13 protein-coding genes are annotated in these 19957 nt (G+C 64.9%); 12 read left to right on the top strand and 1 reads right to left on the bottom strand.

The features are described 5' to 3' along the window. Positions 1-108: 108 nt before the first annotated feature. From TBU01S_RS04750 to TBU01S_RS04735, 4 genes are all read left to right on the top strand, one after another. Positions 109-1005, top strand: a complete 897-nt coding sequence (locus TBU01S_RS04750) for an amino acid ABC transporter substrate-binding protein (RefSeq protein WP_068635484.1) — start codon at positions 109-111, stop codon at positions 1003-1005. Positions 1006-1114: 109 nt separating this feature from the next. Further along, complete coding sequence (locus TBU01S_RS04745) at positions 1115-1870, top strand: amino acid ABC transporter permease (protein ID WP_068635483.1); 756 nt, start codon at positions 1115-1117, stop codon at positions 1868-1870. 2 nt (positions 1871-1872) lie between these two features. After that, complete coding sequence (locus tag TBU01S_RS04740) at positions 1873-2544, top strand: amino acid ABC transporter permease (protein ID WP_068635482.1); 672 nt, start codon at positions 1873-1875, stop codon at positions 2542-2544. Between the two features lie 58 nt (positions 2545-2602). Then, on the top strand, positions 2603-3340 hold the full coding sequence (locus tag TBU01S_RS04735) for an amino acid ABC transporter ATP-binding protein (protein WP_068635481.1): 738 nt from the start codon (positions 2603-2605) through the stop codon (positions 3338-3340). Between the two features lie 135 nt (positions 3341-3475). Here the strand turns inward: TBU01S_RS04735 and TBU01S_RS04730 are convergent, their stop codons facing one another. Further along, positions 3476-5008, bottom strand: a complete 1533-nt coding sequence (locus TBU01S_RS04730; RefSeq protein ID WP_068635480.1) for a fumarate hydratase — start codon at positions 5006-5008, stop codon at positions 3476-3478. 278 nt (positions 5009-5286) lie between these two features. On the opposite strand from TBU01S_RS04730, the gene acs reads away from it, so the two are divergent. The 8 genes from acs (at position 5287) to TBU01S_RS04690 (ending at position 19759) form a co-directional block, all read left to right on the top strand. Then, complete coding sequence (gene acs, locus TBU01S_RS04725; RefSeq protein WP_068635479.1) at positions 5287-7251, top strand: acetate--CoA ligase; 1965 nt, start codon at positions 5287-5289, stop codon at positions 7249-7251. A gap of 193 nt (positions 7252-7444) precedes the next feature. Then, entirely contained in the window at positions 7445-7642 is a 198-nt protein-coding gene (locus tag TBU01S_RS04720; RefSeq protein ID WP_418648912.1) for a hypothetical protein, read from the top strand. A 10-nt stretch (positions 7643-7652) separates the two neighbouring features. Continuing rightward, positions 7653-10394, top strand: coding sequence for a sensor histidine kinase (locus TBU01S_RS04715; RefSeq protein ID WP_068635477.1), 2742 nt, complete (start codon positions 7653-7655; stop codon positions 10392-10394). 31 nt (positions 10395-10425) lie between these two features. Further along, complete coding sequence (locus TBU01S_RS04710; RefSeq protein WP_068635476.1) at positions 10426-10794, top strand: response regulator transcription factor; 369 nt, start codon at positions 10426-10428, stop codon at positions 10792-10794. A gap of 6 nt (positions 10795-10800) precedes the next feature. Further along, positions 10801-12996, top strand: a complete 2196-nt coding sequence (locus tag TBU01S_RS04705; protein ID WP_068635496.1) for a 3'-5' exonuclease — start codon at positions 10801-10803, stop codon at positions 12994-12996. Between the two features lie 40 nt (positions 12997-13036). Next, positions 13037-15082: a sodium:solute symporter family protein gene (locus TBU01S_RS04700; protein WP_068635475.1), complete on the top strand. Its 2046-nt coding sequence runs from the start codon at positions 13037-13039 to the stop codon at positions 15080-15082. 78 nt (positions 15083-15160) lie between these two features. After that, complete coding sequence (gene clpB, locus TBU01S_RS04695; protein WP_068635495.1) at positions 15161-17740, top strand: ATP-dependent chaperone ClpB; 2580 nt, start codon at positions 15161-15163, stop codon at positions 17738-17740. A 126-nt stretch (positions 17741-17866) separates the two neighbouring features. Continuing rightward, on the top strand, positions 17867-19759 hold the full coding sequence (locus TBU01S_RS04690) for a SurA N-terminal domain-containing protein (RefSeq protein ID WP_068635474.1): 1893 nt from the start codon (positions 17867-17869) through the stop codon (positions 19757-19759). Positions 19760-19957: the final 198 nt, after the last annotated feature.

Below are 19957 nucleotides of genomic sequence, written 5' to 3'. Positions count from 1 at the left end.
GCGTGTGCTGCACCAGGATCGATCAGTTCTGCTGAAATTATGTCTATACGTCAAAATGAAAAGATGTTCTAGAATGAACTCTCCTGAACAAGCATCGAAGGGGACGCAATGAAGAAACATCTGCTCGCGATTGCCATTACGGCACTGGCCGCCACCTCGACCATGGCGCAGACTGGTGACACCCTTGCGAAGATCAAATCTTCGGGCAGCATCACGCTGGGCGTGCGTGAATCCTCCGGCCTGGCCTATACCCTGGGCGGCGGCAAGTATGTCGGCTTCCACACCGAAATGGCGGAGAACATCGTTCAGGATCTCCAGAAGGAACTGGGCCTGTCGAAGCTGAATGTCAAATATCAGCCCGTCACTTCGCAGAACCGCATTCCGCTGGTGGTCAATGGCACGGTAGATCTCGAATGCGGCTCCACCACCAATGACCTGAACCGCCAGAAGGAAGTCGATTTCGCCAACACCACGTATGTGGAGCAGGTGCGCATCGCGGTGAAGGCGGATTCCGACATCAACGACGTCAAGGATCTGGACGGCAAGACGGTGGCGACCACCACCGGTACCACCTCGGTGCAGCTGCTGCGCCAGAACAAGCGCGCGTCGGGCATCAAGTTCAAGGACATCAATGGCAAGGACCACGCCGACAGCTTCCTGCTGCTGGAAACCGGCCGCGCGGATGCCTTCGTGATGGACGCCTCGATTCTGGCTGCCAACATCTCCAAGTCCAAGAACCCGAAGGACTTCAAGATCGTCGGCGAGCCGCTGTCGACCGAACCCATCGCCTGCATGCTGCGCAAGAACGATCCGGCTTTCCTGAAGGCGGTGAATGATTCGATCGCCCGCCAGGTCCAGGACGGTACGCTCGAGAAGCTGTGGGACAAATGGTTCCTGCAGCCGATTCCGCCGACCAACACCGCGGTGGGCCTGCCGCTGTCCGACGCTACCCGCGAGGCCTGGAACAATCCCAACAACAAGCCCAAGGAAGCCTACAACGAGTAAGCTCCGATCCTGAAAACACCCTTTCCCGCCCGGATGGCCGGCGGGAAAGGGTTTTTCAATGGGTGGCCCCTGCTGCAAGCCGCCGTTTCTGTACCTGGAAGGAAATCCTATGGCCTGGGATTGGCAGATGTTTTGCGAGGATACCCTGGACCGTACGGTCCGTGAGGGCTGTTTCGGTACCGGCGGGGACATCACCTACCTCGACTGGATGCTGTCCGCATGGGGCTGGACCGTCTCCGTATCGCTGCTGGCGCTGCTGCTGGCGCTGGTCACGGGGGTGGTGATCGGCACCTTGCGCACCTTGCCCGACAGCAAGTGGATCGTGCGCTTCGGCAACGGCTGGGTGGAGATCTTCCGCAACATTCCGCTGCTGGTACAGATCTTCCTGTGGTATCACGTGGTGCCGGCCGTCTTCCCGGCGATGAAATCGATGTCGGGCTTCACGCTGGTGGTGCTGGCGCTCGGCTTCTTCACTTCGGCGCGCATCGCCGAGCAGGTGCGCTCGGGTATCCAGGCCCTGCCGCGCGGCCAGCGCTATGCCGGCATGGCGGTGGGCTTCACGACCTGGCAGACCTACCGCTACGTGCTGCTGCCCAATGCCTTCCGCATCATCATTCCGCCGCTGACCAGCGAGACGATGAACATCTTCAAGAACTCGTCCGTGGCCTTTGCGGTGTCGGTGACCGAATTGACGATGTTCGCGATGCAGGCACAGGAAGAAACCGGCCGCGGCATCGAGGTCTATATGGCGGTGACGGGCCTGTACATCGTCTCCGCGTTCACCATCAACCGCATCATGACCTTCATCGAGAAGCGTGTGCGGGTGCCCGGGCTGGTGGCGCCGGGTGCAGCGGGAGGGCACTGAACATGAACCTCTCGTTCGATTTTTCCTTCTACAACTGGGATCTCATCTCCAACTTCATTCTGAAGGGCTTGTATTTCAGCGTGATGTTGACCGTGGTCGCCACCCTGGGCGGCATCTTCTTCGGCACGCTGCTGGCGATGATGCGGCTGTCGGGCCGCAAGTGGCTGGTGGTGCCGGCCACCATCTATGTGGACGGCATGCGCAGCATTCCGCTGGTGATGGTGATCCTGTGGTTCTTCCTGCTGGTACCGATGATCATCGGCCAGCCCATCGGCGCCGAGATGTCGGCGGTCATCACTTTCATTGCCTTCGAGGCGACCTACTTCTCCGAGATCATGCGCGCCGGCATCCAGTCCGTGCCGCGCGGGCAGATGTCCGCAGGCCAGGCGCTGGGCATGACCTACGGCCAGAACATGCGCCTGATCGTGCTGCCGCAGGCTTTCCGAAACATGCTGCCGGTATTGCTGACGCAGACCATCATCCTGTTCCAGGACACCTCGCTGGTCTATGCCATCGGCGCCTACGACATGCTCAAGGGCTTCGAGGTGGCGGGCAAGAACTATGGCCGGCCGATCGAAGCCTTCGTCGCCGCTGCAGTCGTGTATTTCGTGATCTGCTATACGCTGTCGCATCTGGTGAAGCGGCTGCACAAGAGGATCGCGATCATCCATTGAGCGGACCGTGCAACAAAAGGCTGTCGCGTCGATTGCGAAGCTGCATGAGGATTTATTCATGATCGAACTCAAGAACGTCTCCAAGTGGTATGGCAGCTTCCAGGTGCTCGACGATTGCTCGACCCATATCGAAAAGGGCGAAGTCGTTGTCGTCTGCGGGCCTTCGGGTTCGGGCAAATCCACGCTGATCAAGACCATCAATGCACTGGAGCCCATCCAGAAAGGCGAGATCTGGGTCAATGGCACGCCGGTGCATGACCCCAAGACCAACCTGCCCAAGCTGCGCAGCAAGGTCGGCATGGTGTTCCAGCATTTCGAGCTGTTCCCTCATCTGACGGTGACGCAGAACCTGACCATCGCCCAGGTCAAGGTGCTCGGGCGCAGCCAGGACGAGGCCAGGAAGCGTGGCCTGAAGATGCTCGACCGCGTCGGCCTGATGGCGCACAAGGACAAGTTCCCGGGCCAGTTGTCGGGCGGCCAGCAGCAGCGGGTGGCGATCGCTCGCGCATTGTCGATGGACCCGATCGTGATGCTGTTCGACGAACCCACTTCGGCGCTCGACCCCGAGATGGTCGGCGAGGTGCTGGACGTGATGGTCAGCCTCGCCAACGAGGGCATGACCATGATGTGCGTGACCCACGAGATGGGTTTTGCCCGCAAGGTGGCGAGCCGCGTCATCTTCATGGATGTCGGCGGCAAGATCCTGGAGGACTGCACGAAGGACGACTTCTTCGGCAATCCCGACGCCCGCCAGTCGCGTACCAAGGATTTCCTGGGCAAGATCCTGCAGCACTGAGCTTGCCGCAGCCGCACAACGAAACGTGGCCTCACGCTCCCCTGCTGCGTGAAGTCGCTGCCCCCCAGGAAGGCGGCCCGGCGATGAAAAACCCGGCTCGCGAAGCCGGGTTTTTCGTTTGTTGTAGCGGGAGGGTCAGACGACCGCGACCGGGATCTTGCCGATCTTCGCCTGCCATTCCTTCGGGCCGGTGTTATGCACGCTGGTGCCGTTGGCGTCCACCGCGACCGTCACCGGCATGTCCTGCACGGTGAACTCGTAGATCGCTTCCATGCCGAGATCGGCGAAGCCGACGACCTTCGCCTCCTTGATCGCCTTCGACACCAGGTAGGCCGAGCCGCCGACCGCCATCAGGTAGGCGGACTTGTTGTCCTTGATCGCCTCGATCGCGACCGGGCCGCGCTCGGACTTGCCGATCATCGAGATGAGGCCGGTCTTTTCCAGCATCATGCGGGTGAACTTGTCCATGCGGGTGGCGGTGGTGGGGCCGGCGGGGCCGACGACTTCGTCGCGCACCGGGTCGACCGGGCCGACGTAGTAGATCACGCGGTTGGTGAAATCGACCGGCAGCTTCTCGCCCTTTTCGAGCATGTCGGCGATGCGCTTGTGCGCGGCGTCGCGGCCGGTGAGCATCTTGCCGTTGAGCAGCAGGATCTGGCCAGGTTTCCAGGAGGCGACTTCTTCCTTGGTCAGGGTGTCGAGATTGACGCGGGTGGCGACGTTGGTGTCGGCGGTCCAGGTGACCTGCGGCCAGTCTTCCAGCTTCGGCGTCTCCAGCTTTGCCGGGCCGGAGCCGTCGAGGTGGAAGTGGACGTGGCGGGTCGCCGCACAGTTCGGGATCATCGCCACCGGCAGCGAGGCGGCGTGCGTCGGATAGTCCATGATCTTGACGTCGAGCACGGTGGTCAGGCCGCCCAGGCCCTGGGCGCCGATGCCCAGCGCGTTGACCTTGTCCATCAGCTCGAGGCGCAGTTCCTCGACGCGCGTGAGCGGGGCGCCGGAAGCGGCTTTTTCGCGCAGTTCGTGGATGTTGACCGGCTCCATCAGCGATTCCTTGGCCAGCAGCATCGCCTTTTCCGGCGTGCCGCCGATGCCGATGCCGAGGATGCCCGGCGGACACCAGCCGGCGCCCATGGTCGGCACGGTCTTGATCACCCAGTCGACGATCGAGTCGGACGGGTTCAGCATCACCATCTTCGACTTGTTCTCCGAGCCGCCGCCCTTGGCCGCACAGATGATCTCGACGTGATCGCCGGGGACGATCTCGTAATGCACCACCGCCGGCGTGTTGTCCTTGCTGTTCTGGCGCTTGCCGGCGGGGTCGAGCAGCACCGAGGCGCGCAGCTTGTTGTCCGGGTGGTTGTAGGCGCGGCGCACGCCTTCGTTGATCATTTCCTGCACGCTCAGCTTCGAATCCCATTGCACGTTCATGCCCACTTTCATGAACACGACGGCGATGCCGGTATCCTGGCAGATCGGGCGGTGGCCTTCGGCGCACATGCGCGAGTTGGTCAGGATCTGCGCGATGGCGTCCTTCGCCGCCGGGCTTTGTTCACGTTCGTAGGCTTCGCCAAGCGCCTTGATGTAGTCGAGCGGGTGGTAGTAGCTGATGTACTGGAACGCATCCGCAATCGACTGAATGAGGTCTTCTTCGCGAATAATCGTCATGGCGCTTGGTCTCCGGGATGGCGTGGGGGCAGAATGCCGAGATTGGATCGGACTTCGATCGACCGGCGAATTTTAGCATCGCCGTGCGCCGGCCATGTCGTCGATGCAGGGCAGGGGCTTGTGTAAGTCCTGTGTAAGATACATATTCTTAAATGTGCCGAATTCGGCGCTAGCCGGCGGGAGCGTGGCTGCCGCAACCATTTCAAGGCCGGAACCAACCGGTCGACGACCCGCAAGGGGTCAGCTTCAACCATTTGATCAGTTGAGGAGAGGTGAGCATGTCCAATGAGCAGCAAGTCCGCATTTACAACCCCTCGGAAGAGATGGTGAAAAACGCTGCGGTATCCGGCATGGACGGGTACCGTGCGTTGTGCAAGGAAGCAGAAGACGACTACGAAGGTTTCTGGGCGCGCCACGCCAAGGAACTGCTCGACTGGAAAGTGCCCTTCACCCAGGTGCTCGACGAAAGCGACGCCCCCTTCTTCAAATGGTTCGCCGACGGCAAGCTGAACGTCTCCTACAACTGTCTCGACCGCAACGTCGAAAACGGCTTGGGCGACAAGGTCGCGCTGATCTTCGAAGCCGACAGCGGCGACGTCACCAAGGTCACCTACAAGGATCTGCTGGCCCGCGTCGGCAAGTTCGCCAACGCGCTGCGCGGCATGGGCGTCAAGAAGGGCGACCGTGTCGTCATCTACATGCCGATGTCGATCGAAGGCGTCGTCGCGATGCAGGCCTGCGCCCGCATCGGCGCCACCCATTCGATCGTCTTCGGCGGCTTCTCTGCCCAGGCGTTGCGCGACCGCATCGAGGATGCCGGCGCCGTGGCGCTGATCACCTCCGACGGCCAGCACCGCGGCGGCAAGGCGCTGCCGCTGAAGCCGATCGCCGACGAGGCGCTGTCGCTGGGCGGCTGCGACACGATCAAGAACGTCATCGTGGTCAAGCGCACCGGCGGCGACTGCAACATCGTCGCCGGCCGCGATACCTGGTTCCACGACGCCTGCGAAGGCCAGTCCGAAGTCTGCGAACCGGAATGGGTCGAAGCCGAGCACCCGCTGTTCATCCTCTACACCTCGGGTTCCACCGGCAAGCCGAAGGGCGTGCAACACTCGACGGGCGGCTACCTGCTGCAGGCCGTGCTGTCGATGAAGTACAGCTTCGACATCAAGCCGGAAGACATCTTCTGGTGCACCGCCGACATCGGCTGGGTCACCGGCCACACCTACATCGCCTACGGCCCGCTTGCCTGCGGCGCGACCGAGATCGTCTTCGAAGGCGTGCCGACCTATCCGGACGCCGGCCGTTTCTGGAAGATGATCCAGGACCACAAGGTCACCATCTTCTACACCGCGCCGACCGCGATCCGCTCGCTGATCAAGGCCGCCGACAACAACCCGGCGGTGCATCCGACCAAGTACGACCTGTCCAGCCTGCGTCTGCTCGGCTCGGTCGGCGAGCCGATCAACCCGGCGGCCTGGCAGTGGTACTACGACAACGTCGGCGGCGGCCGCTGCCCGATCGTCGATACCTTCTGGCAGACCGAAACCGGTGCGCACGTGATCACGCCGATGCCGGGCGCGACGCCGATGGTGCCGGGTTCGTGCACGCTGCCCTTCCCGGGCATCCAGGCTGCGGTGGTCGATGAGACCGGCACCGAAGTGCCGTGGGGCCAGGGCGGCATCCTGGTGATCAAGCGTCCGTGGCCGTCGATGATCCGTACCATCTGGGGCGATCCGGAGCGCTTCAAGAAGTCCTACTACCCGGACGACTTCAAGGGCAAGCTCTACCTGGCCGGCGACGGCGCCATCCGTGACGCCGAGACGGGCTACTTCACCATCACCGGCCGTATCGACGACGTGCTGAACGTGTCCGGCCACCGCATGGGCACGATGGAAATCGAATCGGCGCTGGTCGCGCACGAGAAGGTCGCCGAAGCGGCCGTGGTGGGCCGTCCGGACGACGTCACCGGCGAGGCGATCGTGGCCTTCGTAGTGCTGAAGGGGCCGCGCCCGACCGGCGAAGAGGCCGCCGCGGTGGTCAAGGAACTGCAGACCTGGGTGGGCCACGAGATCGGGCCGATCGCCAAGCCGAAGGACATCCGCTTCGGCGAGAATCTGCCGAAGACGCGCTCGGGCAAGATCATGCGCCGCCTGCTGCGTCAACTGGCCAAGGGCGAAGACGTCACCCAGGACACCTCGACGCTCGAGAACCCGCAGATCCTCGAGCAGCTCAAGGGCTGAGGCAGTTCGGCCGAGCCGGGCCGCAAGAGCCCGGCCGGCACAGGAACAAGGGAAGGTCCGGCCATGAAGCCGGGCGGGGGAGAGGGAGCGGCGTGCTCGATGCCGCCGCCCGTACGTGCGATGCGCCCAACCTGCCGCAAGAGCGGGGGGCGCATTCGTTTTTTGCCGGAGCGGTCATCATGGGAGGGGCATGATGCGCAAGGGACTTGCCGGGCAACGGCTGGTCGCGATGTTCATCGCGGGCGTCCTGTTGCTCAATTTTCCGTTGCTGTCGCTGTTCGACCGGCCCGTGACCTTGTTCGGGCTGCCGCTGCTGCATGTGTACCTGTTCACGGTCTGGGGCGGACTGATCGCCGCCGTGGGCTGGATCGTCGAGCGCGGCGCGCGCTGAGGGCAGGCGGATGCTTCCGGGCTGGCTCATCATCGGCACTTCCTTCGCCTATCTGCTGACGCTTTTCGCGGTGGCCTATTTCGGCGACCGCCGCGCCGACCAGGGGCGCTCGGTCATCGACAACGCCTGGACTTACGGCCTGTCGCTGGCCGTCTACTGTACGGCCTGGACCTATTTCGGCAGTGTCGGCCGCGCCGCTTCGGGCGGCATCTGGTTCCTGCCGACCTATCTCGGCCCCACGCTGGGCATGGCCCTGGCGTGGCTGGTGGTGCTGAAGATGATCCGCATCGCGCGCAGCCACCGGATCACCTCGATCGCCGACTTCATCGCTTCGCGCTACGGCAAGAGCCACATGCTGGGCGGGCTCGTCACGGTCATTGCCGTCGTCGGCATCGTTCCCTACATCGCGCTGCAGCTCAAGGCCATTTCCAGCGCCTATGCGCTGCTGGCCGAAGATGCTGCCAGCCCGCTGCCGGTCGGCGAGTCGGTGGCGTGGTGGATGGACAGCACGCTCTACATCGCCCTGACGCTGGCGGCCTTCACTGTGCTGTTTGGCACCCGCCACCTCGATACCACCGAGCGGCACGAGGGCATGGTCGCGGCGATCGCCTTCGAGTCGGTGGTGAAGCTGCTGGCCTTCCTGGCGGTGGGGGTCTATGTCACCTACGGGCTGTACGACGGCTTCGGCGATCTCTACGCACGGGCTGCGGCGCATCCGGATCTTGCCAGCCTGCTCGTTTTCGATAGCACCGGGAAGATCGGCTACGGCGGCTGGTTCGCACACGTGTTGCTGGCGATGCTGTCGGTCATCTTCCTGCCGCGCCAGTTCCAGATCGCGGTGGTGGAGAACGTCAATGAGCAGCATCTGCGGCGCGCGACCTGGCTGTTTCCGGCCTATCTGCTGGCGATCAATATCTTCGTGATCCCGATCGCGCTCGGCGGCCTGCTGCATTTCGGCCAGGGCACGGTCGATCCGGATACTTTCGTGCTGACGCTGCCGCTGGCGCACGACAACGCCGCGCTGGCGCTGTTCGTGTTCATCGGCGGCCTGTCGGCAGCCACCGGCATGGTCATCGTCGAAGCCATCGCGCTGTCGACGATGGTGTGCAACGACCTGGTGATGCCGATCCTGCTGCGCAGCCGCCGGCTGGGGCTGTCGGCGCAGCGCGACCTGACCCGGCTGCTGCTCGGCATCCGCCGCGGCGCGATCGTCGGCGTGCTGCTGCTCGGCTACCTGTACTTCCGCCTCGCCGGCGAAGCCTATGCGCTGGTCAGCATCGGCCTGATCAGCTTCGCCGCCGTCGCCCAGTTCGCGCCGGCGATGCTGGGCGGCATGTACTGGCGCAACGGTACGCGCGACGGGGCGTTCGCCGGCTTGCTCGCGGGTTTCCTGGTGTGGGCCTACACCTTGCTGTTGCCGTCCTTCGCCAAGTCCGGCTGGCTGGATCCGGCCTTCCTCGACGACGGGCTGTTCGGCCTGGCCTGGCTGCGGCCGGAACAGCTGTTCGGCCTTGCCGGGCTCGACAACATCAGCCATGCGCTGTTCTGGAGCCTGTTCGCCAACATCGGCTGCTACGTGTTCGTGTCGCTGCTGCGCGTCCCGACCACGGCCGAAGCCGGGCAGGGCGCCTTGTTCGTCAATGTCTTCCGCCGCGGCGACAGCCCGCCGGCGGGCTTCTGGCGCGGCCGTGCGGAAGTCGCCGACCTGATTCCGCTGGTCGCCCGCTTCCTGGGGCAGCGCCGCACCGAGGAGGCTTTCCGTACCTACGCCCGCAGCCGCGGCGTGGACGGCATGGACAAGCTGAAGGCGGACCCCGACCTGGTCCACTTCGCCGAGTCGCTGCTTGCCGGCGCGATCGGCAGCGCCTCGGCCCGCGTCATGGTGTCGACCGTGGTGCAGGAAGAGCCGCTCGGCCTGGGCGAGGTCATGGACATCCTCGACGAAGCTTCGCAGGTGAGGGCCTACTCGCACCAGCTCGAGGAGAAGTCGCGCGAGCTCGAAGCGGCCACGGCCGAACTGCGCGCGGCCAACGACAAGCTGAAGGAGCTCGACCGGCTGAAGGACGACTTCATGTCTTCGGTCACGCACGAGCTGCGCACGCCGCTGACTTCGATCCGGGCGCTGTCCGAGATGATGCTCGACGACCCGGACATCGACGTCGACGACCGCCAGCGCTTTCTCGGCATCATCGTGTCCGAGACGGTACGCCTGACGCGCCTGGTCAACCAGGTGCTCGATCTGGCCAAGATCGAAGCCGGCCATGCGGAGTGGCACAACACCGACATCGACATGCGCGAACTGGTGACGCATGCCATCGAGGCGACACGGCAGCTGTTCCGGGATCGCGATGCCGAGATCGGGCTCGAGCTGCCCGACGCGGTGCCGATGCTGCGCGCCGATCACGACCGCCTGTTGCAGGTGATGCTCAACCTGCTGTCGAATGCGGCCAAGTTCGTGCCGGCGCAGGGTGGGCGCGTCGATGTGCGGTTGACTGCCGACGAGGGCCGGATCAGGGTCGATGTGCGTGACAACGGGCCGGGCATTGCGCCCGAGCTCGAAGCGGTGATCTTCCAGAAGTTCAGGCAGGGTGGGGACGAGCGCTCGCGCCCGCAGGGCACCGGGCTGGGCTTGCCGATCAGTCGCCAGATCGTCGAGCATTTCGGCGGCCGCTTGTGGCTGGAGTCGATACCCGGAGACGGCGCGACTTTCTCGTTCGAGCTTCCCTTGCCGCCTGCCGCGGACGGCGAATGACATAGAATGGCGCAGGAGGGAGGAGAAGAGCATGACCAAGAAGATCCTGATCGCAGACGACGAACAAAACATCGTCATATCCCTGGAGTTCCTCATGAAGCGCGAGGGTTTCGAGGTGCTGGTGGCGAACGATGGCGAAGAGGCGGCACGGCGGATCCGCAGCGATCATCCGGACCTCGTCCTGCTGGACGTGATGATGCCGAAGAAGAGCGGTTTCGAGGTCTGTCAGGAAATCAAGGCCGATCCGGCCATGGCGGCGGTCCGCATCCTGATGCTGACCGCCAAGGGGCGCGACACCGAGGTGGCGAAAGGGCTGGCGCTCGGCGCCGATGCCTACATGACCAAGCCGTTCTCGACCAAGGAGCTGGTGGAGAAGGTCCGCAGCCTGCTGGGAGGCTGAACGATGATGTCGGCCCGCACGCGCTTTGCCCTCGCGGTCGTCGTTCTCGGCCTGTTGATGACCGGCCCGTTCGTTCTCACTGCCCTGATCGTCTGGCTCGAGACGCATGACGAAGGCCGGCAGCAGTTGACCGAGGTCCTGCTGCCCCATCTCGGTATCGGCACGATGCTGACCATCGTGGGTTTCGCCGCCGGCGTCGGTGTGCTGCGCATCCTGTTTCGCCAGTACGTGCAAGGCCTGCTGCGGATGGCGGAGAACCTGCGCCTGATGCTCGGCGCCAACCGCGGTTTCCGCGTCCAGCCCGAAGGGCCGCCCGAAGTGCGGATGCTGGCGAGCGCGGCGAACGAGCTGGCAAGCCAGCGCGACGAGATCCTTGCCGACGTCGAGGCGCAGATCGCCCGGGCCAAGGATTCGGTCGAGCAGGAGAAGAACCGCCTCGCCGCGCTGATGTCCGAGCTGACCCAGAGCGTGGTGGTGTGCAACCTGGACGGCCGCATCCTGCTTTACAACAACCGCGCGCGCATGCAGTTCCGTGCCTTGTCCGACGCGCCGGGCGTGGCCGGCGGCGGCGAACTGATCGGCCTCGGCCGTTCGATCTACGCGGTGTTCGAGCGCAACCTGATCGCCCATGCGCTCGAAACCATCCAGCAGCGCCTCAGGCGCGGTGCCGCCCAGCCGCAGGCCAACTTCGTCACCACCACGCGTGCGGGGCAACTGCTGCGGGTGCAGATGGCGCCGGTGCTGTCGGTGGCGAAGCCGCAGGGGGAAGGTGAAGGCGCGGGCGGGGAGGAGGCCGAGCGCACGCAGACCGGCTTCATCCTGATGCTCGACAACATCACCCGCAACTTCGAGACCGAGTCGCGCCGCGACCAGATGCTGCACAACCTGACCGAAGGCAACCGCGCCGCGCTGGCGAACGTGCGGGCGGCGGCGGAAATGCTCGAGTACGGCGACCTGCCCGACGACATGCGCGACCGCTTCCGCCGCGTGATCCGCGACGAGGTGCAAGGCATGAGCCAGCGTCTCAACGAGACCGCCGAGGCCTTCGCCGATTCGCTGAAGGCGCGCTGGCCGCTGGAGGAAATGCTCGGCGCCGACCTGGTCGCGGCCGTCCAGCGCCGCATCGAGCAGCGCATCGAGTTGCGCACCAAGCTCGAGGAGATCGATGAAAACCTGTGGGTGAAGGTCGATAGCTTCTCGCTGATCCAGGCCCTGACCTATCTGGCGAGCCGCCTGTCCGACGAGTTCGAGGTACGCGAAGTCCGCTTCCGCCTCACCGCGGCCGGGCGCCTGGTGCACCTCGACCTGATCTGGTCGGGCCAGGCGATGAGCACCGAGACGGTGATGAGCTGGGAGCTCGAGCCGATGCGGATCGAGGACGAAAGCAGCCCGCTGACGGTGCGCGACGTCATCGATCGCCACGACGGCGAAATGTGGCTGGAGCGCGAGAAAGTCCGCCACCGCGCCTTCTTCCGCGTGCTGCTGCCCGCCGCCGTGCCGCAGGAGCAGGCCGAGGCCGAGCTGTTCCTGCGCGGCGAGAGCCGGCCGGAATACTACGATTTCGACCTTTTCGCCTGGTCGGAGAAATCGCACGGGATCGAGGACCGTCCGCTGACCGAGCTGGTGTTCACGGTATTCGATACCGAAACCACCGGGCTCAACCCTTCGCAGGGCGACGAGATCATCCAGATCGGCGCCACCCGCATCCTCAACGGCAAGCTGCTGCGCAACGAATCCTTCGAGCAGCTGATCGACCCGCGCAGGCCGCTTGCGGCGGCGTCGGCGGAGATCCACGGCATCACCGAGGAGATGCTGAAGGGACAGCCCGCGATCGACACGGTATTGCCGGCTTTCCATGCCTTTGCCGCCGATACCGTGCTGATCGCCCACAATGCCGCTTTCGACATGCGCTTCCTGCAGCTCAAGGAAGAAGCGACCGGCTTGCGCTTCGACCAGCCGGTGCTCGATACTCTGCTGCTGTCGGCGGTGGTGCATCCGAACCAGGAGTCGCACCGCCTGGAGGCGATCGCCGAGCGGCTCGGCCTGACGATCGTCGGCCGGCATACCGCGCTCGGCGACGCCATCGTCACCGCCGAGGTCTTCCTGAAACTCGTTCCGCTGCTGGCGGACAAGGGCATCCGGACCCTGCGCGAGGCGCGCGAAGCCGCGGAGCAGACCTACTACGCACGGATCAAGTATTAATGCATCGCACCCCAGCCGGCGCCTTCGGGCGGGATAGACCGTGAGCGCCCAATCCGCTTTCACCAGCCGGCTCAAGCGTTACTACGCCTGGTACACAGGCATCTTCCTGCTGTTCGTCGTCGGGCTCGCCATCGGCGAATACCTGGGCCTGCCGCAAGGCGTGATCGGCCACACCTTCCTGTTCGTCACCATCGCGATCTACGCCGGCATCGGCGTCATGAGCCGGACCTCGAACGTGTCGGAGTACTACGTCGCCGGCCGGCGCGTTCCCGCGCTGTTCAACGGCATGGCCACTGCGGCCGACTGGATGAGCGCGGCATCCTTCATCGGCCTGGCGGGCACGCTGTACTTCTCCGGCTTCGAAGGGCTGGCCTTCGTCACCGGTTGGACCGGCGGCTTCGTGCTGGTGGCGCTGCTGATCGCGCCCTATCTGCGCAAGTTCGGCCAATACACCATTCCGGACTTTCTCGGCGAGCGCTATCAGGGCAACGTCGCGCGCGTGGTCGGGCTGGTGGCGACGGTGCTCGCCAGTTTCGTGTACCTGGTGGCGCAGATCTACGGTGTGGGCCTGGTGACCAGCCGCTTCATCAGCATCGAGTTCGAGATCGGTCTGTTCATCGGCCTCGCCGGCATTCTGCTGTGCTCCTTCCTGGGCGGCATGCGGGCGGTGACCTGGACCCAGGTCGCGCAGTACGTGATCCTGGTCATCGCCTACCTGGTGCCGGTGGTGATCCTGTCGTACAAGCTCACCGACGTGCCGATTCCGCAGGCGGTCTATGGTGCGGTGCTGCAGCAGATCAGCGCGCGCGAGGAAGTCTTGTTCGACGCCCCCGACGAAGTCGAGGTGCGCGGGCTGTACCGCCAGCGCGCCGAAAGCTATGCCGACCGGATAGCGCGGCTGCCGGAGTCGCTCGAGCTCGAGCGCCGCGCCATGATCGAACGTCTCAATGCGCTGCGCCTGGGCAATGCCTCGGCACGCGAGATCGCGCTGGCCGAACGTGCGCTACGCGATTTGCCGCGCACGCCTGGTGACGCGAAACTGGTGTGGGAGAAGGCGCGTGCCGAAGCACTCGAACGAGCCCGGCCGCCGCCGCGCCATGCGGAGGCCCATCCCGGCGAAACGCCGGAGGAATCCCGCATCGCGCGCAACAACTTCCTGGCGCTGATGTTCGTGCTGATGCTCGGCACTGCGGGCCTGCCCCACATCCTGATGCGCTACTACACCACGCCGGGTGTGGTCGATGCGCGCAAGTCGGTGCTGTGGTCGATGTTCTTCATCTTCGTGCTCTACGTCACCGCGCCGGCCTATGCGGTGTTCGCCAAGTGGGAGGTCTATCACAACCTCGTCGGCTCCAGCCTCGACATCCTGCCCGACTGGGTGATGTCTTGGGGCAAGGTCGGGCTGGTGAAGATCGAGGACCTGAACGGCGACGGCATCCTGCAGCTTGCCGAGCTGAGCCTGAACACCGACGTCATCGTGCTTGCCACGCCGGAGATCGCCGGCTTGCCCTACGTGGTGTCCGGGCTGGTGGCGGCGGGCGGCCTGGCGGCGGCGCTGTCCACCGCCGACGGGTTGCTGCTGACGATTTCCAACGCCTTCTCGCACGACCTGTACTACAAGGTGCTGCGGCCGACGGCCTCGGCCCATCGGCGCCTGGTGATCTCCAAGTCGCAGTTGCTGGTGGTCGCCGTGGTGGCAGCCTGGGTCGCCTCGCTGCGCCCGGACAACATCCTGTTCACGGTCGGGCTGGCGTTCTCGATCGGCGCCTCGGCGCTGTTTCCGGCCCTGGTGCTCGGCATCTTCTGGAAGCGGGCCAACCGGCCCGGGGCGGTCGCCGGCATGCTGGCCGGGCTGACGGTCACGGTCTTCTACATGGTGCGCACGCACGGCTTCTTCGGCGGTTCGATGGGCAACGCCTGGTTCGACATCAGTCCGATTTCGGCCGGGGTATTCGGCGTGCCGCTGGGTTTCCTGACCATCGTCGTCGTTAGCCTGCTGACCAGGCCTCCACCGCAGGAAATCCAGGACCTCGTGGACTATGTGCGCTATCCGCAACTGCCGTCGGACGTGCAAAGGTCGAATTGAGCCGATAGCATCCCACTTGAAGCGCGGGCAATGCACCCCACATAGGGTTCAGTTCAACGAATCCCGAGGATGGCTTCCATGCGCTTCGACAAGCTCACGACCAAATTCCAGCAGGCCCTCGCCGATGCGCAGAGCATCGCCGTGGGCAACGACCAGCAATTCATCGAGCCGCTGCACGTGCTGCAGGCGCTGCTCGAACAGGACGACGGCGGCAGCGTGTCGCTGCTGCAGCGCGCCGGCGTCAACGTTCCGCCGCTGAAGAACGCGCTCGGCAAGGCCATCGGCCGCCTGCCCAGGGTCGAAGGCCATGGCGGCGAAGTCAGCATCGGCCGCGACCTCAACAACCTGCTCAACGTCACCGACCGCGAAGCGCAGAAGCGCGGCGACCAGTTCATCGCCAGCGAGATGTTCCTGCTCGCGCTCGCGGACGACAAGGGCGAAGCCGGCCGCCTGTTGAAGGAGCACGGCCTGTCGCGCAAGGCGCTGGAAGCCGCGATCGAGGCGGTGCGCGGCGGCGCGAGCGTCGGCAGTCAGGACGCCGAAGGCCAGCGCGAATCGCTGAACAAGTACTGCCTGGACCTTACCGAGCGCGCCCGCAGCGGCAAGCTCGACCCGGTGATCGGCCGCGACGACGAGATCCGCCGCGCGATCCAGATCCTGCAGCGCCGCACCAAGAACAACCCGGTGCTGATCGGCGAGCCCGGCGTCGGCAAGACCGCCATCGTCGAAGGCCTGGCGCAGCGCATCGTCAATGACGAAGTGCCGGAGACGCTGAAAGGCAAGCGCGTGCTGTCGCTCGACATGGCGGCATTGCTGGCCGGCGCCAAGTACCGCGGCGAGTTCGAGGAGCGGCTGAAGGCGGTGCTGAAGGAGATCGCCCAGGAAGAAGGGCAGATCATCCTGTTCATCGACGAAATCCACACCATGGTCGGCGCCGGCAAGGCCGAAGGCGCGATGGACGCCGGCAACATGCTGAAGCCTGCGCTGGCGCGCGGCGAACTGCACTGCATCGGCGCCACCACGCTGGACGAATACCGCAAGTACATCGAGAAGGACGCCGCGCTGGAGCGCCGCTTCCAGAAGGTGCTGGTGGAAGAGCCGACGGTGGAAGCCACCATCGCCATCCTGCGCGGCCTGCAGGAGAAGTACGAGATCCACCACGGCGTCGACATCACCGACCCGGCCATCGTCGCCGCCGCCGAGCTCTCCCATCGCTACATCACCGACCGCTTCCTGCCGGACAAGGCGATCGACCTCATCGACGAGGCCGCGGCACGGATCAAGATGGAGATCGACTCCAAGCCCGAGGTCATGGACAAGCTCGACCGCCGCATGATCCAGCTCAAGATCGAGCGCGAGGCGGTGAAGAAGGAAAAGGACGAAGCTTCGCAGAAGCGCCTGCAACTGATCGAGGAAGAACTCGAGAAGCTGCAGCGCGAGTACAACGACCTCGAGGAAATCTGGAAGGCGGAGAAGGCCAAGGTTGCCGGCTCGGCCCACATCAAGGAAGAGATCGACGCGCTGCGTGCGCAGATGGCGGAATTCCAGCGCAAGGGCCAGCTCGACAAGGTCGCCGAGCTGCAGTACGGCAAGCTGCCCCAGCTCGAAGCGCAGTTGAAGGTGGCGGAGCAGGCCGGTGACGGTGGCGCGCCGAACAAGCTGCTGCGCACCCAGGTCGGCACCGAGGAAATCGCCGAGGTGGTGTCGCGCGCCACCGGCATTCCGGTCAGCAAGATGATGCAGGGCGAGCGCGAGAAGCTGCTGCACATGGAAGACAAGCTGCACGAGCGCGTGGTCGGCCAGGACGAGGCGGTGCGCCTGGTGGCGGATGCCATCCGCCGCTCGCGCGCCGGCCTGGCGGACGAGAACCGGCCTTATGGCTCCTTCCTGTTCCTCGGCCCGACCGGCGTGGGCAAGACCGAGCTGTGCAAGACGCTGGCGAGCTTCCTGTTCGATTCGGAAGAGCACCTGATCCGCATCGACATGAGCGAGTTCATGGAGAAGCACTCGGTCGCCCGCCTGATCGGCGCGCCGCCGGGCTACGTCGGCTACGAGGAGGGCGGCTACCTGACCGAGCAGGTGCGGCGCAAGCCCTACAGCGTGATCCTGTTCGACGAGGTCGAGAAGGCCCACCCGGACGTCTTCAACGTGCTGCTGCAGGTGCTCGACGACGGCCGCATGACCGACGGCCAGGGCCGCACGGTGGACTTCAAGAACACCGTGATCGTGATGACCTCGAACCTCGGCAGCCAGATGATCCAGGCCATGGCCGGCGACGACTACGGCGTGATCAAGCTCGCGGTGATGGCCGAGGTGAAGACCTACTTCCGCCCCGAGTTCATCAACCGGATCGATGAAGTCGTGGTGTTCCACGCCCTCGACGAGAAGCACATCGCCGGCATCGCGAAAATTCAGCTGCAGTACCTGCAGCGGCGCCTGGCGCGGCTGGACATGGCGCTGGAGGTCACGGATGCCGCACTGGCCGAACTGGCGGAAGCAGGCTTCGATCCGGTGTTCGGCGCACGGCCGCTGAAGCGGGCGATCCAGGAGCGCATCGAGAATCCGCTGGCAAAGGCGATTCTCGAAGGGCGCTTCGCCGCCAAGGATCGCGTCAAGGTCGATGCCAGGGACGGCAAGCTGCAGTTCGAGCAAGCCTGATCGTAGCAGCAGAATGCGATAAACTGCCGTCTTGGCAGATGAACCCGGCAGGGGCCTCACAGCCCCTGCCGGGTTTTCTTCATGCCTCATGCAAGAAATTCCCCACGGCTTTCCACGGAAAACGAGATGTTCGAGGCTGTACGCAACAACAAGCGCATTGCGCAAATCATTCTGGCCATCCTCATCGTGCCGTTCGCATTCTTCGGCATGGATGCTTATTTCAGCGATGCGCCGGGCGGGAATGAAGTCGCGGTCGTGGCGGGCACGCCGATCGGTGCGCTCGAGTTCGAACAGGCGCTGCGCGACCAGCAGGACCGTCTGCGCGCCGCCGCCGGCGGCGAAGTCGACCGCGCCCTGCTCGAATCGGATGCGCTGCGCCGCTCGGTGCTGGACAACGTCATCAACCGTCGCGTGTTGGCCCTCTACGCCGCCGACAACCGCTTCAGCGTCACCCCGCAGGAATTGCAGGAAACGATCGCCGCCGTGCCTTCATTCCAGGAAGACGGCCGCTTTTCCCTCGAGCGCTATGAGATGCTGCTGCGCGCCCAGGGCATGACGCCGGCGATGTTCGAATCCCGCCTGGCGCAGGATGTCCGCATCCAGCATGTCTCGCTGGCCGTGGGCGATGCCGGCTTCGCGCCGTTGCCGTCGGCCCGCCGTTTCCTCGAGGCGCAGCTCGAAGAGCGCACCGTCAGCGAGTTGCGCCTGTCGGGCGCCGAACTGGCTGCCGACCTCCAGGTCGGCGACGACGAGATCAACGCCTGGTATGCCGCCAACGCCGCACGCTTCCAGCGCCCGGCGCGCCTGCAGGCGGAATACGTGGTGTTCGACCGTGAAGCCGTGGAGAAGCAGGTCAGCGTCAGCGAAGACGAGATCAGGGCTTTCTACGACGGAAATCCCGGCCGCTTCGGTGTGGCCGAGGAGCGCCAGGCACGCCACATCCTGCTCGAACTCGCGGCCGATGCCGATGCCGCCGAAGTCGAGCGGGTGATGGGCGAGGCGCGGGCGATCGCCGAGCAACTGCGCAAGGATCCGTCGGCCTTCGCCGAAGTCGCGAAGGAAAAGTCGAAGGACAGCGGTTCCGCCTCGCGCGGCGGCGATCTGGGCTTCTTCGGCCGCGGAGCGATGGTCCCGTCCTTCGAGGAGGCGGCGTTCTCGCAGCAGAAGGACGAGATCGGCGAGCCGGTGCGCAGCGACTTCGGCGTCCATGTCATCCAGGTCACTGCCATCAAGCCGGCGTCCATCCGTCCGTTCGACAAAGTCCGCGGCGAAATCGAAGCCGAACTGCGCAGCCAGGCCGCGAGCAGGCTGTTTGCCGAACAGGCAGAGCAGTTCGCCAACATGGTCTACGAACAGCCGGACAGCCTGGCGCCGGTCGCCGAGGCACTGAAGCTCGAAATCCGCACTACCGACTGGGTGTCGCGCAACGGCGGCAAGGTCGGCGGCTACAGCAACGAGCGCCTGCTCGATGCGCTGTTCGCCGACGACGCAGTGTCGAATGCACGCAACACCGAGGCAATCGAAGTGGCGCCGAACACGCTGGTCGCCGCACGGGTGAAGGCCTTCGAAGCCGCAGTGCAACCGCCGCTCGACGAGGTGCGCGACCAGGTCGTGGCCGAACTGCGCCGCGAGGCGGGTGCAAAACGCGCCCAGGAACAGGGCAGTGCGATGCTGGCCGCGCTCGACAAGGGCGAGGCGGTCGAGGGCAACTTCGGTGCCGTGCGCAAGCTGCAGCGTGCGGCGCCGGGCCTGCCCGGCGAAGCGATGCAGGCGGTGTTTTCGGCGCCGACGGCCAAGCTGCCGGCCCATGTCGGCCTGGCCCTGCCGGATGGTGACTATGTGATTTACCGCATCGAAGCAGTCGACCGTCCGCAGATCACCGATGGCGACGAGCGGGTCAAGGCGGTGGCCGAGCAATACGGCCAGTTGCTGGCGGAGCGCGATTTCGCCGCTTTCATCGCCGAACTGCGCAAGCGTTACGAAGTCCAGGTCAAACTGGCGCCGCAACAGGCCCGGTAGTGGCCTTCGGAGGAAGCCCGCCATGGGCTTCCTCCCCCGGTAACCGCCCGGTCTGGACGGCGCCTGGCAAACCGGATTCGACCAGCCGAAAAGGCCTGGCTCCTGCGTTGCATGGAGGCCAGGCCTTTTTGCTTATGGCTATTTCGGCGGCGGGCTGAATGCCAGCGTGGTACTCCTTGAAACGCAACGGCCCCGGCG

It is taken from the genome of Thauera butanivorans NBRC 103042 (genome assembly GCF_001591165.1).
GTDB classification, from domain to species: Bacteria; Pseudomonadota; Gammaproteobacteria; order Burkholderiales; family Rhodocyclaceae; genus Thauera; species Thauera butanivorans.
This window is presented reverse-complemented; position numbering and strand designations above follow the sequence as displayed.

Bases quoted from the DNA above. Each gene is read 5' to 3' on its own strand.
- TBU01S_RS04750 (WP_068635484.1), top strand. From the start codon at position 109: ATGAAGAAACATCTGCTCGCGATTGCCATTACGGCACTGGCCGCCACC.
- TBU01S_RS04745 (WP_068635483.1), top strand. From the start codon at position 1,115: ATGGCCTGGGATTGGCAGATGTTTTGCGAGGATACCCTGGACCGTACG.
- TBU01S_RS04740 (WP_068635482.1), top strand. From the start codon at position 1,873: ATGAACCTCTCGTTCGATTTTTCCTTCTACAACTGGGATCTCATCTCC.
- TBU01S_RS04735 (WP_068635481.1), top strand. From the start codon at position 2,603: ATGATCGAACTCAAGAACGTCTCCAAGTGGTATGGCAGCTTCCAGGTG.
- TBU01S_RS04730 (WP_068635480.1), bottom strand. From the start codon at position 5,008: ATGACGATTATTCGCGAAGAAGACCTCATTCAGTCGATTGCGGATGCG.
- acs (WP_068635479.1), top strand. From the start codon at position 5,287: ATGTCCAATGAGCAGCAAGTCCGCATTTACAACCCCTCGGAAGAGATG.
- TBU01S_RS04720 (WP_418648912.1), top strand. From the start codon at position 7,445: ATGCGCAAGGGACTTGCCGGGCAACGGCTGGTCGCGATGTTCATCGCG.
- TBU01S_RS04715 (WP_068635477.1), top strand. From the start codon at position 7,653: ATGCTTCCGGGCTGGCTCATCATCGGCACTTCCTTCGCCTATCTGCTG.
- TBU01S_RS04710 (WP_068635476.1), top strand. From the start codon at position 10,426: ATGACCAAGAAGATCCTGATCGCAGACGACGAACAAAACATCGTCATA.
- TBU01S_RS04705 (WP_068635496.1), top strand. From the start codon at position 10,801: ATGTCGGCCCGCACGCGCTTTGCCCTCGCGGTCGTCGTTCTCGGCCTG.
- clpB (WP_068635495.1), top strand. From the start codon at position 15,161: ATGCGCTTCGACAAGCTCACGACCAAATTCCAGCAGGCCCTCGCCGAT.
- TBU01S_RS04690 (WP_068635474.1), top strand. From the start codon at position 17,867: ATGTTCGAGGCTGTACGCAACAACAAGCGCATTGCGCAAATCATTCTG.